Origin of the sequence: Paenibacillus sp. NPDC058367 (genome assembly GCF_042723305.1) — a bacterium.
In the GTDB taxonomy this organism is placed as follows: Bacteria; Bacillota; Bacilli; order Paenibacillales; family Paenibacillaceae; genus Paenibacillus_AQ.
The window spans coordinates 471,696-487,335 of record NZ_JBHXIZ010000003.1 but is presented as its reverse complement, the minus strand read 5'-3'; the positions used below and the strand labels follow the sequence as shown (position 1 = coordinate 487,335).

The 15,640-nt window shown below is 42.6% G+C and carries 16 protein-coding genes; 14 read left to right on the top strand and 2 right to left on the bottom strand.

Features of this window, described 5'->3' with window-relative positions; all coding sequences use genetic code 11:
* Positions 1-14 precede the first annotated feature (14 nt).
* The 8 genes from ACFWMP_RS19075 to ACFWMP_RS19040 all read left to right on the top strand — a co-directional run bounded on the left by ACFWMP_RS19075 (position 15) and on the right by ACFWMP_RS19040 (position 8,218).
* Positions 15-1,502 (top strand): sensor histidine kinase, encoded by a 1,488-nt coding sequence (locus tag ACFWMP_RS19075; protein WP_339243002.1) that lies wholly within the window; start codon positions 15-17, stop codon positions 1,500-1,502.
* Complete coding sequence (locus ACFWMP_RS19070) at positions 1,477-2,166, top strand: response regulator transcription factor (protein ID WP_379424480.1); 690 nt, start codon at positions 1,477-1,479, stop codon at positions 2,164-2,166. The genes ACFWMP_RS19075 and ACFWMP_RS19070 overlap by 26 nt, the downstream gene beginning before the upstream one ends.
* Positions 2,167-2,391: 225 nt before the next feature.
* Positions 2,392-3,147 carry an ABC transporter ATP-binding protein gene (locus ACFWMP_RS19065; protein WP_379424479.1) on the top strand — a complete coding sequence of 252 codons (756 nt, stop codon included), beginning with the start codon at positions 2,392-2,394 and terminating at the stop codon, positions 3,145-3,147.
* Positions 3,122-3,871 carry an ABC transporter permease gene (locus tag ACFWMP_RS19060; protein WP_042190678.1) on the top strand — a complete coding sequence of 250 codons (750 nt, stop codon included), beginning with the start codon at positions 3,122-3,124 and terminating at the stop codon, positions 3,869-3,871. The genes ACFWMP_RS19065 and ACFWMP_RS19060 overlap by 26 nt, the downstream gene beginning before the upstream one ends.
* A gap of 57 nt (positions 3,872-3,928) precedes the next feature.
* A complete protein-coding gene (locus tag ACFWMP_RS19055; RefSeq protein ID WP_156113166.1) occupies positions 3,929-4,708 on the top strand; it encodes a COG4705 family protein in 780 nt (259 codons plus the stop codon).
* 98 nt (positions 4,709-4,806) lie between these two features.
* On the top strand, positions 4,807-5,991 hold the full coding sequence (locus ACFWMP_RS19050; RefSeq protein ID WP_379424478.1) for an MGDG synthase family glycosyltransferase: 1,185 nt from the start codon (positions 4,807-4,809) through the stop codon (positions 5,989-5,991).
* Positions 5,978-7,189, top strand: a complete 1,212-nt coding sequence (locus ACFWMP_RS19045) for an MFS transporter (RefSeq protein WP_042190672.1) — start codon at positions 5,978-5,980, stop codon at positions 7,187-7,189. The genes ACFWMP_RS19050 and ACFWMP_RS19045 overlap by 14 nt, the downstream gene beginning before the upstream one ends.
* 96 nt (positions 7,190-7,285) lie before the next feature.
* Entirely contained in the window at positions 7,286-8,218 is a 933-nt protein-coding gene (locus ACFWMP_RS19040) for a hypothetical protein (RefSeq protein ID WP_379424477.1), read from the top strand.
* A gap of 91 nt (positions 8,219-8,309) precedes the next feature.
* Here ACFWMP_RS19040 and ACFWMP_RS19035 read toward each other — a convergent pair whose 3' ends face one another.
* Positions 8,310-9,701: an MFS transporter gene (locus ACFWMP_RS19035; RefSeq protein WP_379424476.1), complete on the bottom strand. Its 1,392-nt coding sequence runs from the start codon at positions 9,699-9,701 to the stop codon at positions 8,310-8,312.
* 110 nt (positions 9,702-9,811) lie between these two features.
* Between ACFWMP_RS19035 and ACFWMP_RS19030 the strand changes: the two genes are divergently transcribed.
* The 3 genes from ACFWMP_RS19030 to ACFWMP_RS19020 all read left to right on the top strand — a co-directional run bounded on the left by ACFWMP_RS19030 (position 9,812) and on the right by ACFWMP_RS19020 (position 12,004).
* Positions 9,812-10,696, top strand: coding sequence for a LysR family transcriptional regulator (locus ACFWMP_RS19030; protein WP_339242994.1), 885 nt, complete (start codon positions 9,812-9,814; stop codon positions 10,694-10,696).
* Positions 10,697-11,117: 421 nt separating this feature from the next.
* Entirely contained in the window at positions 11,118-11,741 is a 624-nt protein-coding gene (locus ACFWMP_RS19025; RefSeq protein ID WP_340971974.1) for a nucleotidyltransferase family protein, read from the top strand.
* A 74-nt stretch (positions 11,742-11,815) separates the two neighbouring features.
* On the top strand, positions 11,816-12,004 hold the full coding sequence (locus ACFWMP_RS19020) for a hypothetical protein (protein WP_042129995.1): 189 nt from the start codon (positions 11,816-11,818) through the stop codon (positions 12,002-12,004).
* 56 nt (positions 12,005-12,060) lie between these two features.
* Here ACFWMP_RS19020 and ACFWMP_RS19015 read toward each other — a convergent pair whose 3' ends face one another.
* Complete coding sequence (locus ACFWMP_RS19015; protein ID WP_379424475.1) at positions 12,061-12,330, bottom strand: hypothetical protein; 270 nt, start codon at positions 12,328-12,330, stop codon at positions 12,061-12,063.
* 245 nt (positions 12,331-12,575) lie between these two features.
* Here ACFWMP_RS19015 and ACFWMP_RS19010 point away from each other — a divergent pair, with 245 nt between their 5' ends.
* From ACFWMP_RS19010 to ACFWMP_RS19000, 3 genes are all read left to right on the top strand, one after another.
* The gene (locus tag ACFWMP_RS19010; protein ID WP_339242984.1) at positions 12,576-13,559 is read left to right on the top strand and encodes an ABC transporter ATP-binding protein; all 984 of its coding nucleotides are present in this window, start codon (positions 12,576-12,578) and stop codon (positions 13,557-13,559) included.
* Entirely contained in the window at positions 13,537-14,310 is a 774-nt protein-coding gene (locus ACFWMP_RS19005) for an ABC transporter permease (RefSeq protein ID WP_076284690.1), read from the top strand. Before ACFWMP_RS19010 ends, ACFWMP_RS19005 begins: the two co-directional genes overlap by 23 nt.
* Before the next feature lie 128 nt (positions 14,311-14,438).
* Positions 14,439-15,578: a 5-methyltetrahydropteroyltriglutamate--homocysteine S-methyltransferase gene (locus tag ACFWMP_RS19000; RefSeq protein WP_042190650.1), complete on the top strand. Its 1,140-nt coding sequence runs from the start codon at positions 14,439-14,441 to the stop codon at positions 15,576-15,578.
* The last annotated feature ends 62 nt before the right edge of the window (positions 15,579-15,640 follow it).

Below are 15,640 nucleotides of genomic sequence, written 5' to 3'. Positions count from 1 at the left end.
GTGAGTATTCCATTATGTCTATACGTTGGAAATTTCTGCTATCCTATGCGGCAATGCTTGTAGTTCCTCTTCTTCTCCTTATCATTACGGCTATGTTAATGAGCATTGTCTATCACGGTGATGTGCAGAGCTTAAAGAGCACGTATGAAAGTAAATTTGAAGGAATGGAAGAGAACGATACCCGCAATCTTATTAAACATACTTTTTTGCAAAATACAGATTTACTGACAGATACTGCTTTCCTGAATGAATTATCGGCAGATATGCTCAAAAAAAATACGTCTGTCTATATCCGTTCTGAGGACCAGACATTGTTTGCTTCAGAGGATCTGAAGCTTAAGCAAGGATTAATCGATCATTTGCCTGGATACAAAGGAGACAGATCGCATATAGAACCTATTAGACAGCAATTTAATAATGAATGGTATCAAGTAGGCCAGTTTGATCTGTTATCCAAGGACGCCAAGCCAGTAAGTATATTTTTTCTGACTCCGATCGATCCTCTTGTCCAGTTTGTGCGAACGTTCTTTCCGACACTATTTTTGATTACATTGGTCATTCTGGTACTGACACATACATTGTTGACTAAATATATGTCCAGACGGATTATCCGTCCCTTGCTGGAACTTCGTAAAGCGACAAAACGAGTCACCGAGGGGGATTTGGATTTTCAGGTGGAGATTAATGGTAAAGATGAGCTAGGACAGCTAGGGATGGCTTTTGAAGAAATGAGACATAGGCTTCAACAGTCTATTCTTATACAGCAGCAATATGAGACGAACCGGAAAGAGCTAATCACCAACATTTCACATGATTTAAAGACACCCATCACTGCTATTAAAGGGTATGTGGATGGAATTTTGGAAGGTATAGCGGATTCTCCAGAAAAAAATGAAAAATACATGCGTACGATTGCGGCCAAAGCTGGAGAAATGGATCATCTAATTAATGAATTGTTTCTATACTCCAAGCTGGATATGCAAAAACTGCCGTTTTCTTTTGAATCCGTAAGAATTATACCCTTCTTAAATGATTGGGCAGAGGAACTAAAGGTAGAGCTGGAGAAGCAAGAGGTCGCCCTAAACATCGAAATGACAGGTGGCGAGGAAGTATGGGTCACTGTAGATCGTGATTCCTTTAAGCGCGTACTTGGCAACATAATTCAGAACAGTCTCAAATACATGGATAAGCTTGAAAAGAAAATTACAGTTCACAGCTGGCAGGAAGCAGCGCAGTTTATTCTCGCTATTGAAGACAATGGGCCTGGAATTCCTCCAGAAGCAACGGAGCATATTTTTGAACGTTTTTACCGTGGGGAGCAGTCCAGAAACACGCATACTGGCGGAAGTGGATTAGGTCTGGCTATTGCTAAACAAATCATCGCTGGGCATGGGGGTACGATTTATGCGAATAGTACGGAAGGGATAGGGACTATTATTTATATCGCCTTGCCGATCGTGAAAGGAGACATCGGAGATGAACCGAACCATATTGATTGTTGAAGACGAGCCTGTTATTGCTGAGCTACAGCGTGATTATTTGGAGATGAGCGGGTATCAGACGGAAATTGCCAAGGATGGAGAAAAAGGCTTGGAGATGGGCTTAACGGGGAAATATGATCTGATCGTACTGGATGTGATGTTACCCAAGCTGAATGGATTTGAGGTCTGCAAGAAAATTCGTGTTGAGCTGGATATTCCGGTTCTTATGGTCACCGCCAGACTAGAGGATATAGATATTATTCGTGGGCTGGGCCTTGGTGCAGATGATTATATCACAAAACCATTTAAGCCAGCCGAGCTTGTTGCCAGAGTGAAAGCACATCTTTCGCGTTATGATCGGCTGAAGGGACGAGGTTCCTCAACGAATGAACTGGAAATTAAGGGGTTGCGGTTAAACCCTGATTCTAGACGTGCCTTTGTAAGGGATGAGGAGGTCACCTTAACGACCAAGGAATTTGATCTGCTGTATTTCTTGGCGCTGCATCCCAATCGGGTATTCAGTAAAGATCAGCTCTTTGAGCGATTGTGGGGAATTGATTCTTTGGGTGATACCCAGACGGTGACAGTCCATATCCGTAAGCTCCGCGAGAAAATTGAGGAGGACTCTGCAAATCCACTTTATATCGAAACCCTATGGGGTGCCGGCTATCGCTTTCATGTTTAGAGTTACTCCAAGCGATCACATTAATCCTGACCCAACCACAAGAGGTGTCTCAGTTAGCCATTTTTCATGGCTTCTGAGGCACCTCTTTTTTTAAAAAATACAAGGAGTTAAGAATTATTTAAGGGTCTGTTCACGGGCACTTTAGATTTACGATTTAGTCTAATATTGCAGGAAAATGGAGTTGCTAAATTGGAGGACAAGAATTGAAGAAAAGGGGGAACTAAGATGGAGAGCGTAGTCAAGCTAACAGGTGTGACCAAAGAATTTCGTAATGGCAGTGGGATTAGCGGGATTTCCTTGGAGCTTCAAAAGGGTGATGTCTATGGATTGCTTGGACCTAACGGTGCAGGGAAAACAACACTCTTAAAAGTAATAACGGGTCTGATTTCACCAAGCTTCGGCAGTATCTCATTATTCGGGCACGATCTGGAGTTATCCTATTCCTCTAGTATGAGGAAAGTAGGCTGCATGATCGAATCGGCTGATTTCTACGACTATCTTACACCTGTACAATATTTGAAACTGACAGCCAGCTTTTATCCGAATATTCATCCAGAACGGATCGCCGAGGTATTGGAAACGGTGGGTCTTGCCTCGTTCGCCAAAGAAAAAATCAGACATTTCTCTACAGGAATGAAGCAAAAGCTCGCCATGTCTGCTTCCATCATCCATAGCCCAGCGCTGGTGATTTGGGATGAGCCGACGAACGGACTGGACATCGAGGGGGTTGTTCATTTCCGTGCATTAGTTAAAGAGCTTTCTGTTAATCAGGGTATCACCTTTCTCATCTCCAGCCATATGATTCATGAATTGGAACAGCTATGTAATAGAGTAGGGATTCTGAATCAAGGCGTTCTGATTCGTGAGGGTGAAGTGCAGGAGCTGCTTACCGACAGCCTATCGCTTGAGGAGTTTTACATTACAGAGCTGAAAAGAGGAAAGGAGGTGCTTGAGAATGGACGGCTTAAGAGCGGGTATTAAAAATGAGCTGCTACTGATGTTTTACCGCAAAAAGACCCTAATGTTCTTCATTATTTCTGCCTTTATTCCACTATTGCTAGTGTTTTTATTTCAAGCGCTTCACCCTATTTTGGGCCTTGTCGCTGTTGGCTCCTCCTATCCAGTCCAGATGCTGGGGATTTACACAACATTCCTAATTCCATTGTTTATGTTCGTAGAGATCTCTGAGCTTTTTCCACAAGAGGTTTCCTCTCGTACCTTGAAGCTGACGTTACTCAAACCGATTACGCGATTGGGAGCGTACGCCGCTAAGTTCCTCACGCTTGGGATAGCGATCGGAGGACTGCTTCTTCTATTAGGGATAGTGAGCACTTTATGTAGCTTCTTGTTTGGAACTTTGAATATAGGGAGCGTAGGCATTATTGGCTTGATAAAAGCTTATACAGCGGCGTTTCTCTCCATGTGGTCACTGGCTGCCTTGTTTGTGTTCATCGCTCAATTTTTTCGCAGCGCAGGTGGGTTTCTAGTGTTCTCAATCTTTGTCTTCAGCGGAGCCAAAGCTGTGCCTTACTTTATAAGTGGATTCTCATCCTTTTCTATAGTTTCTTATACAGATTGGTACTCTCTATGGTTAAGTCATACGATTTCCGCAGGCAGACTTGCCACAACTTCCTTGTTCTTACTCTCAGGATTAATGTTATTTCTATCGATGGGTTACATCTTCTTTGATCGGAAGGAAGTTTAGCCTTAGAGCTATTCTTGATTCTTGTAACATTTGTTTCGCTAAAGGAAGGGGAGATGATTGGTGAAGGAAACCAGTTCATTATTAAAAGAAGATCAGAAATTATGGAACAAGGTGCCACAGGTTACGATTTTTTTCTGGATCATAAAGATTATGGCTACCACCGTGGGGGAGACGGCAGCGGATTTTCTCAATTTTAACCTCTACTGGGGCTTGACCAACACTACCTTGGTGATGGGTGGACTACTGATTGCAGCACTATACTTCCAGATGACTGCTACAAAATACGTACCTGCTCTATATTGGCTTGCAGTTGTATTAATCAGTGTGGTCGGTACGCTCATCACTGACAATCTGGTGGACAATCTGGGCGTATCGCTGGAGACGACCACTATTGTTTTTTCTGTACTCTTAATCCTGACCTTTGGAGTCTGGTATGCCAGTCAGAAGACGTTATCCATCCATTCGATTACTACCAAAAAGCGCGAGATGTTCTATTGGCTAACGATTCTATTTACCTTTGCCTTAGGGACAGCCGCAGGTGATTTAGTTGCAGAAAGTCTGAACTGGGGATACCTACTTTCAGCTATTATTTTTGCCGCTCTGATTGGCGCGATAACACTCGCTTATCGCTTTAAGCTAAATGCAGTAACTGCCTTCTGGTTTGCTTATATTCTGACTCGCCCATTAGGAGCATCACTAGGTGACTATCTTTCACAGGACCGAAGTGAAGGTGGGCTAGAACTGGGCACAACGGGAACAAGTATTATTTTTATTGTTATTATTCTAGGGTTAGTTATCTATTTAACCAAGACAAAGACAGACGAGGTCTCTCTTTAGAAAATATTGAAGTTAATATTCAGTTAAGAATCCCTTTACTATCCCTTTACGATTCAGAGTTAGAGTTAGAGGAGGCCATGAGAAAAAGGAGCTTTGTCATGAACACAGATCCTAAAGTACTTATTGTTACTTCGGCATTTGGAGACGGGCATATGAAAGTGGCTGAGGCCATCGAACATTCATTTAGACGAAGAGGTATCAGTCGGATTACCACCATGGATCTATTCGCTGTAGTCCATCCTTACCTGAATGAACTGTCCCGAAGATTCTATTTGAACAGTACGGGCTTTACACAAGAACTTTATGGATTACTGTACACAGTGACTAGCAAGATGAGACCAGAGCAGTTCATGGGTAGACTCATCCATTCTATGGGCAAACGAAAAGTGCAAAGGATCATCGACGAGATACAGCCGGATATTATTATTCACACCTTCCCTTATTTGGCCGCTGCTGAGCTTGCATCAACAACAGGAAGTCGAATTCCCATGTTCACGGTGATGACGGATTATGTGGTTCATGGCAGGTGGCTCCATCCTCAAACTACGAAATATTTTATCGCTACGGAAAGCATGAAGGCAACGCTGATATCGGCTGGGATTGCTGAAGAGAAGCTTGTGGTTAGCGGGATTCCAATACGAGAGGCTTTTGAGCAAACGCTGGATCGAGAAGGACTTTTGCGCAAGCATAAGTTAGACAGAAATCGTCGTTATCTATTACTTGCGGCAGGAGCTTACGGCGTATTAGGTGACATTAGCAGTTTAATAAAAAGAGTACTGCTTAAATCAAACTTCGATGTCATCGTATTATGCGGAAATAATCATAAGCTTCGATCAGCTACGAAGGAGCTGTTTCAAGAGAATTCTCGAGTTCACATTTTGGGATATACGGAAGAAATGCAGGAGCTGATGTGTATATCTTCCTGTCTATTGACCAAAGCGGGCGCGATTACCTTGACTGAGGCGATGGCTCAAACACTTCCGGTTATCGTCTATCGACCACTCCCCGGCCAGGAAGCAGGCAATGCAGAATGGTTATCTGGGCACCATCTGATAGAGATCGCACGAAATGAGGAGCAGTTAGTAGAGCAGCTTCAGCGATTGGAGCATATGGCGTACAGAGAAGAAAGGGAGCAGCGTATGAAGGCTTTTTCACGAAAATACACTTCAGATTGTATCGTCTCCGAAGCTTTAGATGCAATTAAGCTAAGACAGCCGTCAGTTCCATCAGCGAAATCTATGATAGTTGAAGGGCAGGCGAAGACGATTCATGGATACTATTAGCAAAGTAGAAAAACGACAGCAGACGTTCACCCGTCTTGCAATGCTCCTTTTCTTTATAGAGTGGATAAGAGGAGCTGTTCTGATTACTTTCTTACCAACCTATGTATTGACTAGCTGGGGACTTACAACCTCAGTAGTTGGCATTGCGGTCTCCGCTCACTATTTGACGGACAGTTTGATCAAAAGCTTCATCGGCTATCTCTTAGACAGATTTCATGGGCGAACCGTACTACATGGAGGGTTCTTCCTCGGGTTTATTGGACTATTGTTGATGGTTACAACGCATAGTCCGTGGATACTTATAGTAGCTTCTGCTTGCTTGGGAGCTGGATTCTCACCGATCTGGATCATTTGTATGAGCCAGGTATCAGAGGAGAAACGAGCAGAGCAGATGGGAACCTTATATGTATACTGGATGGCTGGTTTAGGTCTGGGACCCGTGACTATGAATCTGTTAATTGGCGGTGGGATGTCGTTGTCCCTTGGTGTGATTGGATTATTTTTTGTAGCTGGTTGGATCATGGTAGGTCTTGTGAAGATGAATAAGGTATCGGTGCGGAACGTGAATATATCTGTAGGGCAACAATTTGTTTCTTTGTGGAACAAAGTGAAGAAGGGCGGTTTTCTGGTTCCTGGTATGCTACTGCAAACTACAGCGGGCGGGATACTGGTTCCGTTTCTAACAAGCTTTGCCATTTCGCATTTGGGCCTTTCGCATTCTCAGCTGTCCATCGTGCTATTTATGGGAGGAGCTGGGGTAGTTCTATTTCTCGTGCCTATGGGAAAATGGTTTGATCATGTCGGGGGTAAATGGTTCCTCGTTGTTGGGTTCGGCGTGTTTGCAGTTGCCTTGTTCGGCTTAACTTCTATTAGCTCCTTTTCCGCCGCCATTGGCCTCTCACTTCTGCTGGGGTGTGCTTATGCTGCTTTGCTACCCTCTTGGAATGCCTTAATGGCCAGTTATATTCCTGAAGATTCTGTGGGTATAAGCTGGGGATTACTGTTCTCTATAGAAGGCTTAGGTGTGGTTATTGGCCCTTTGATAGGGGGATGGTTGGGAAGCTCAGGAGATGAATTGCTACCTTTTCAAGTTAGTGCCGGTTTATTTGGATTGATTAGTGTAGTTTACTTGCTCTCACCTGCCCGATTATTTATTCACAGAAAAAATGTGACCGAGGAACTCCAAAATGTATCGTAGTTAAGATTTATTTAATAGACTCTTCACGATGAATTTAGGAATTGCGCCTAAACTTAATATGAAAGACCAAAAAAGTTATGAAGGGAAGGGAAAAGGATGAAGAAGAAATGGCTAATCACCGGAGGTGCAGCAGGAATTAGCGGGGCTATTATGTTAGTTAGCGGGTTGACGGCGTTTGCGGGAACCTCCGGGTATGAGGATTACAAAGCTGCGCTTAAGAATACGGCAGGGAATACGCAGAGTGTTACCGTACAAGCCAATGCGTTGCTTAAAGATAACGGAAGTATTCTGAGTCAGGCACAAGGAAGTATAAAAGCAAACCTGCAAAATGAAGCGGTCAGCGGCGATGTGAAGATTACCGGGTCACAAGGTTCTCAGGTACTTAGCCTCTACAGTCAGTCTGACGGACAAGTCTGGAAGAGTGATGCTTCCGATACTTATTACGTAAAGCAGGATTTACAGGATAAGAAGGATCAGGAAACCGAGAAAGAGTCAACGGAAACAGCTTGGCTAAGCAGCCAAGAAGAGAAAATAATGGATGCGCTGATTGGGAATTTGAAGAACGAAATCACATCTACCACCGATAAAGACGGTGCCAAGCATATCTCGCTGCAGCTTGACAATGCGCAAATCCCGGCAGTGGTGCAGGCGTTAGCCCCGGTTTTGTTCAAGAATCTTTCTGAAGAGAAGGATCATGAGTCCAGTAAAGAAACCACTGTAGATTCGAACGATCCAGAAGATCTAATTCAGCGTAACCTGTTTGATTTCCAAGCAATTGCTCTGACGAACGGTGTACAGATTCAAAGCATCCGTTTGAATGCTGATATCACTCCAGCGAATGAGCTTCAGCACCAGCAGTTAGATCTTACGTTTGTGGGTAAGGATGCGCAAGGAACCTCCCATACGTTGGCTGCTAGTTTGGATGTTCAACTCTCCGCATTTAATGCCACTACAACAGAGTCTATTGACTTGACGGGTAAACAAGTGCAGCAATTGAAAGAGGATCATGAACACGAACATCGTAATTAAGTTAGTGTGGAACAACTAAAAATACTGCAATTATAAAGTCTCTATGATGTGATTAGTCATAGGGACTTTCTTTATTAAAGTTTTTTTCACATCAATTTATCCTCTCCTGCAACTCCCCTGACTTCCGGCGCCGCCGACTCATGAATACCAAAGACAATGCAATGATCGTGAGAATAATCCCAAGTACTTGAAATCCCTCAAAGCTGAACTTCCCTCTCATTACGATGCCTATCAACAAGGAAGAGAGAATGGTTCCCAAATATCTTGAAGTATTAAATAAACCGGATGCTACGCCGATCATTTCCTTGGGTGAACTTTGGAACAAAGCTGCTTGCATACCTACATTATTCAACCCATTGCTAATCCCGAATGCAGCCAAAGCCAGGCACACGCTAATAACCGGTGAAGATTGATTCAATGTCACGAGCCATACCGATCCCGCAGTCATCAATATTGCAGACACTAGTAGTGCCGGTCCTGGTCCGGATTTATCGATCCATCGTCCTGCTATTGGAGAAGTAACTAGAGAGCATAGGCCTAAGGTTAGCATAAGTATCCCTGTTTGATACTCGTTGACATGGCGAACCATTTGCAAGTAGGACGGAACTCCGAAAAAGAGTGAGTAAAAGAGTACATTAACGAGCATGAATTCCACATTAACCCATGTCATTGCAGGATATTTAGCAAATGTGCGTAAAGGGATAAAAGGCGAAGTCGCTTTTAACTCATGTCGTACGAATACCCCTAGCAGAGCGAGTCCTATCAGTGAAACAATGACATTTCCTAAAGCAATGTGCCCGGATGATTTTGCTGAGAGCAATCCAATGAGCAGGGCAACCAGACCCATTGTGAAGAGCAGAATCCCAGATCCATCTATCCAATCGAACCATTTGCGAAGAGACATGCCCGGTGCAACGGTTAATGACGAGTTTTCCTTAGGAATATTTCTCCAAGACAATAGAAAGCTCACTACCACAAATGGAATATTAACGAAAAAGATAGCGGGCCAGCCCCACCAGTGTATAATAACCCCGCCAATAAAGGGTCCAATGGCTGCCGCACCAGATAGGAAGATGGATAAAACAGACAGCGCTGTCGCTTGTTTTTCCGTTACATGAATTCGCACTATAGCCATCCCAACGGCAACCATCATGCTAGTTCCAATGGCTTGCACAATGCGGAACACGAGGAGCCACGCGAAGCTTGGTGCGAATGGAGCTAATAATGAGGCAATGAAGGCTACTACAAGCCCGGTAAGAAATATTTTTCTCCTACCAAATAAATCGCTGGCCTTTCCCATGACAGGTTGAGCGATGCTACTAGCAATGTAGAAAGAAAAAATAATCCAGGAAACACCTGTATAGTCAAGTTGGAATACATTTTGCAATCTTGGAATAGCAACAGAAACCATTGAAGAGTTTAATGGGTTCAATAGTATCCCTAGACCCACTGAAATCATTAACCACCAATTCCGAGCACTCATTTTGTGTCCCCCTAAAGCGTATTAATGTCATCCTACTTGATTTTAGTTATTCATTCCAACGCATTTTATGTTATATTCTCATTGACTTAAAGGAATGAATGGGGTGCGAAATGGAACTTCTACAGCTGCAATATTTTCTCGCGGTAGCTCGGTTGGAACATGTGACCGAAGCTGCGCGCAATCTGCACGTTACTCAATCATCACTTAGCAAAACAATACAGCGCTTGGAGGAGGATCTAGGGGTCCCTTTATTCGATCGAGTAGGGCGGAACCTGCGTCTGAATGAGTTCGGAAGCAGATTCCTTCGCCGTGCAGAAAGAGCTTTGTTTGAATTGGAGCAGGGAAAGCAGGAGCTTAGCGATTTATCTCACCCGGAACATAACACGCTAGAATTAGCGGTTACCACCGCCAGTACATTACCCAGTATCCTTCGCGAGTTTCGAAAAAAGAGACCTGATATTCAATTTCATGTGCAGATGCTGACTACGAAGGAAATGGTTACACTTTTGGATAGAGGAGAGGTGGATTTCTGCCTGTCATCTCCCCCTATAGAAGGGAACGACATCGAATGCCAAGTCGTATTTATCGACCCAATCCTTGTAGCGGTTCCTAAGGGGCATCGGTTGGCAGATCGAAGCAGCGTATCTTTGATAGAGCTGAGAGATGAATGGTTCGTCGGGGTTAAGAGTGGTTATGGAACTCGGGATTTAATAGACTCTGTGTGCCAATCGGTCGGATTTACGCCTAAATATGTATATGAGGGGGATGAGCCTGCAAGGTTGATCACGCTTGTGGAAGCTGAGATTGGTCTTGCCTTCATACCAAGTACAGCAAGAAATTCACGGGAAGACATCAAATATCTCCAAATAGAGAATCACGAATTGGTACGGGAAATTGCTTTAATATGGCACAAGAGTCGGTATATTTCGCGAGCTGCTCTGGAATTTCGTAAGGTAGTTGTAGAATATTTCGGATCGTTATCCAAAGAGGCTTAAGACAATCGGGGATGGTTATCTAGAGGTATTTAACTGGATGCAAAAGAACAATTGCATCCAGCTCAAGAACGCATAGTCTATAGAAATATTTTATAATGAAGATGTAGAAAAATCAGGTAGTGTTTAGTTATCTGATGTTGGTTCTTCCATAAACCATGAGATATGGGTGCATCTCTTACAAATAAGTATAGCAGCGTTTTTATTCGCCCAGTCAAATCCTAGAAAGGATGCTCCACTTGTGTTAAGCAGTTTATAATCCAGATGAAAGGTATCGTTTTGACAACAAGGACAGGTTATTCGCGCGCCTGCAGCACTGTATCTCATTTTAAAAACCTCCTGTGAATTTGTATAGTTCTTTAACGCATCTGAGGTTATTAAGGTTTCATGTACTCGAACTTACTAGTCAATTTGGGGTGGAATTATGAATAGCTGGGAAACAGCATTGTCAAAGGTATGTGAGCTTTATTTTTCATCGGAAGTGAATTCGAAATTAGAATGGATCTTGGTTGGCTCGGTGGGTTCGGTTTTACAGGGCTGTGAAATGACTCCGGGAGACGTTGATATTTATACAAAAAATAAAGAAGGGGTTGCACAATTTGCAGAACTTCTGAAGGAATATTCCTTGCTGGATAAATGTGAATTCCCTCATGGGGAGAACTGGTTATCCTCTTTAGAAGAACCTACATACACTCAGACCTTTTCTTCGGGCTTCTCATGGACAAAGGGGAGTTGGATCATCGATGGGTTTAAAGTGGAAGTTGTTCATATCTCCAATTCAGCGGGAATTCCTGATTCTATGGATGGTGATGGGATATGGGAAGGTGGTCAATTCATTTGGAATCGTTTTAGGAATGTAACAATCGGACGGTACACTATTCCTACGGTTCCTCTAGAAATACAGCTAGAATCAAATTTAAGAAGACAACGATCAGACAGGACACAAGCGATTATTACTGCATTGCAAAAATATGGATACGATCAAGAACTAATCGAAAAAGCTCTATCAAAGAAACACTTACCTTATTTTTATTCTCAAATGAATTGAGCTAAGAAGGTTATTACTAAAAAGGGAATTAACTGGTATAATATGGTTTATAATCGAGAAAGGTGTTGATTTCTATGTCTGACTTTTTTGATCCAGGACCTAATCCAAATGTGACGGACCCTGGCGGTCATAAAGCAAACCATGATGTCAATGCGCAAAAATATCATACACAAGGTGTTCCTGGATTTTGGAGCGAGGTAATCAATCTCTTTATCGTGGTGGCAATAATTGCAGTTATTTTCTTACTCATATGGATCTTCTAATGGCCTTGTAATGAAAAAATGACAGCCCTCATTTAACTTGAGGGCTGTCATTATCGTTATTGAGCTGAGTATCCTCCATCGATGGAATTAATTTTCTGCCAATCCTCATCTGAGACAACATGCAATTTCATTCCATAAACATTCTGTTTCTGGCTTACTTTCTCTAGCGCTACCTCATTAATGTCTGCGGCAATAACGATAAGATCATTGTTAGTGTCAAAAATAGCCCGCCTGCGGTCATAACGCCACTTTTTGCAACTCCAACCATTAAAGCAAGTCCTACTAATACCCACCACGCAAAATGGATTTTTCTTGTTGTGATTCATGATGTCCGCCTCGTTTTCTATGATGAAATAACCTACATTTGCTCCATGCCGGACATTCGCCCAGTCATTCTTAACAATTGTGATATTTCCTATAGACTTATCATAGTTGTCCTCTATACAAATCTCATTCCTCAGACGGAGAAAGTATCCATCTGGAGCCAGTTATCTAAATTTAGATACTAAAATAAAATAAATTTAACAATGGAATCACTCTTTTAAATCGTACGGGAGAGGATGGTTATAAGGTGGAGAAAATTATAGAAGTACGGGGGATTAGCAAGGTCTACGAGAAAAGAAAGACGAAAGAGAAAATACATGCCGTTCGTGATGTTTCTTTTTATGTAAATCGTGGAGAGGTTCTCGGTTTACTAGGCCCCAACGGTGCTGGGAAAACATCAACGATAAAGATGCTCTGTGGTTTGTTAGAATCGGATGGGGGTTCTATATCCATTAATGGCTTAGATATTTGCAAGAAGAGACTTAAAGCGCTAGAGCATATCAGTGCTGTATTAGAAGGGAACCGGAATTTATATTGGCGTCTTACGGTTCGGGAAAATTTAGAATATTTTGCAGGTAACCGGGGGTACTCTCGGAAGCAAATTGCCGATCAGACAGATAAATTATTAGAGCAATTCAACCTTAAAGAAAAAGAGAATGAGCTGGTTAATGGATTATCTCGTGGGATGCAGCAAAAGCTGGCAATTGCTGTGGCATTATTAGCTAATACGGATGTCATCTTGCTGGATGAGCCAACGCTCGGTTTGGATGTTGAGGTTAGTTATGAATTGCGAAATATTCTAAAAACGATAGTAAGGGAAGAGAAACGTACGATCATTATTAGCTCACATGATATGCCCGTCGTTCAGGAGCTGTGTGACCGTGCCATTATCATTAACAAAGGTGAAGTTGTGATTGACGACAGGGTGGAGAATTTACTTAAGTTATTTGAAACAAGGGCATATTCCATTAAATTAGGTGAGCAATTAAGCCCTGAACAGGAGAACAAACTGTTGAGTATATTCCCTTTAAGTACTTATAAAGCAAGCTCTCATGAAACGATCGTGGAAGTGAATTTAGAGCATGGTCAGGATATCTACGAGCTGTTCGATCTTCTGAAAGAGGAAGGAACGATGGTGGAAAGTATCGATCGTATAACCATTGATTTTGAACAAGTGTTTATTCAGATTGTGAAGGGAGGTAAGACTCATGAAATGGCTCCATTTATTTAATGCTAATTTTCGTAAGGAATATATTGAGTTGAAACGATATTTACCGAACACGATTGCATTAGTAGTCACTTTTTATATTATATTTCTGGCTGCATTTTTTGGAATTATGTTCATAGGAGATCCAGCCAGCTTTGATACGAATGTTCAATATTCAATTGTAAGTGTGGTCTTTTGGAGCTTAACGATGATGACGATGAACTTTATTGGTTATTCGGTAATCACAGAAGCGACGCGTGGAACGTTAGAGCAGTTATATATGTCTCCCATGGGTGTGTGGAAAATTATGCTCACGCGGATCGTCAGTCAATTGGGCTTACAGTCCGTCATTATGATTCTCTTGCTGTTTGGTGCGATGCTAACCTCGGGACAATGGTTGAGTCTTAATCCCATGACAACGATCCCAATCATTATAGTTACTATGATAAGCATGGTAGGCGTTAGTTTTATGATTGCTGGTTTGGCTATTATTGTGAAACAAATTCAAGCATTTCTACAGATTTTCCAATTTGTCTTGATGGGACTTGTATTTGTTCCGATCACTGTAGCTCCGTTTTTAGCTTTTGCCCCATTCGTTAAAGGCGTGAATATGGTAAGAACGGTGATGCTGGAGAATCTAACGTTAACGGATCTATCTTTATCTGACTATGGCGTATTAATATTAAATTCGCTGGTTTATTTGATTCTAGGGCTCGTTGTGTTTGATCGATGTGAGAAAATAGCCATGAAGAAGGGGCTTCTGGGGCAATACTAGCGCACACAATCGTTTATTTATTAGGTATAGCTAATACTTATAACCTGCCATAACTCATTGGTGTAACGGTATAGGCAATCGGATATGCTATATTAATTTTAATAATTTGTTCACGAGGAGATTAATATATGAGCACTCAAACCGAACCTAAAAAGCGAACCGTTACTCCATTTCGATATGATATTGTTGGCAGCTTCCTGCGCCCTCAGGCGTTGAAAGAGGCTAGATTGAAATTCAAAAACAGCGAAATTACTGCCGAGCAGTTGAAGGAAGTAGAGAACGACGAGATTGTGAAGCTCGTGCAAAAACAAAAAGAGGTTGGTCTTCAAGCTGTAACCGACGGCGAATTCCGCCGCTCTTGGTGGCATCTCGACTTCTTCTGGGGTTTTGATGGTGTAGAGCGGACCATTATTGATCAAGGCTACCAATTTAATGGTGCAGAATCCAGACCAGAAACCGCACGACTGACCGGAAAAATAAGCTACAGCAGCCACCCTTTTGTAGCGCATTATGAATTCTTAAAAGGCGCTGCTGGTGAGGATGTTGTTGCGCGCCAATCGATTCCTGCAGCAGCGCAATTCCTGTTTGAGCTGGATCGGGTAGAAAATAAGGAAAGCACGAATGAATTATACCCGAATCGTGAAGAGCTAATTTCGGATATTGCCAAAGCATACAAAGCGTCAATTCTTGCCTTTTATGCAGCGGGCTGCCGCAGCATTCAAATCGACGATTGCACGTGGGGAGCGCTGTGCGACGAACAGTTTATAGCATTTATGAATCAGGTTGGTGTGAATGTAGCTGAATATGCGAACGAGCTTGCGAAGTTGAACGAAGAAGTGGTATCCGGACTGCCGGAAGATCTCGTTGTAACGACACATGTATGCCGAGGCAATTATGTTTCTACTTATGCTGGAGTAGGCGGAGGTTATGAACCTATCGCGCAAACACTTCTGAACATCAATAACTACTCAGGTTACTATCTGGAGTTTGATACTGAACGTGCTGGTGACTTCAAACCATTACGCTTCCTAAAAGACAATCAGCAGGTCGTGCTTGGCCTGTTCTCTTCCAAATTTGGTGAGCTTGAAAGCAAGGAAGATATTCTGAAGCGTATTGAGGAAGCGAAGCAATATGTCGATCTAAACCGGATTTGCCTGAGCCCGCAATGTGGCTTTGCTTCCACTGAAGAAGGTAACCACCTTACAGAAGAGCAGCAATGGCGCAAGCTTGCTTATATTAAAGAGATTGCTGAAGAGATCTGGAATTAACTCTAATTAAAAAGTAGACAGAGACAATACACCTTTAACCATTCGGATGTTCATCCGTACGG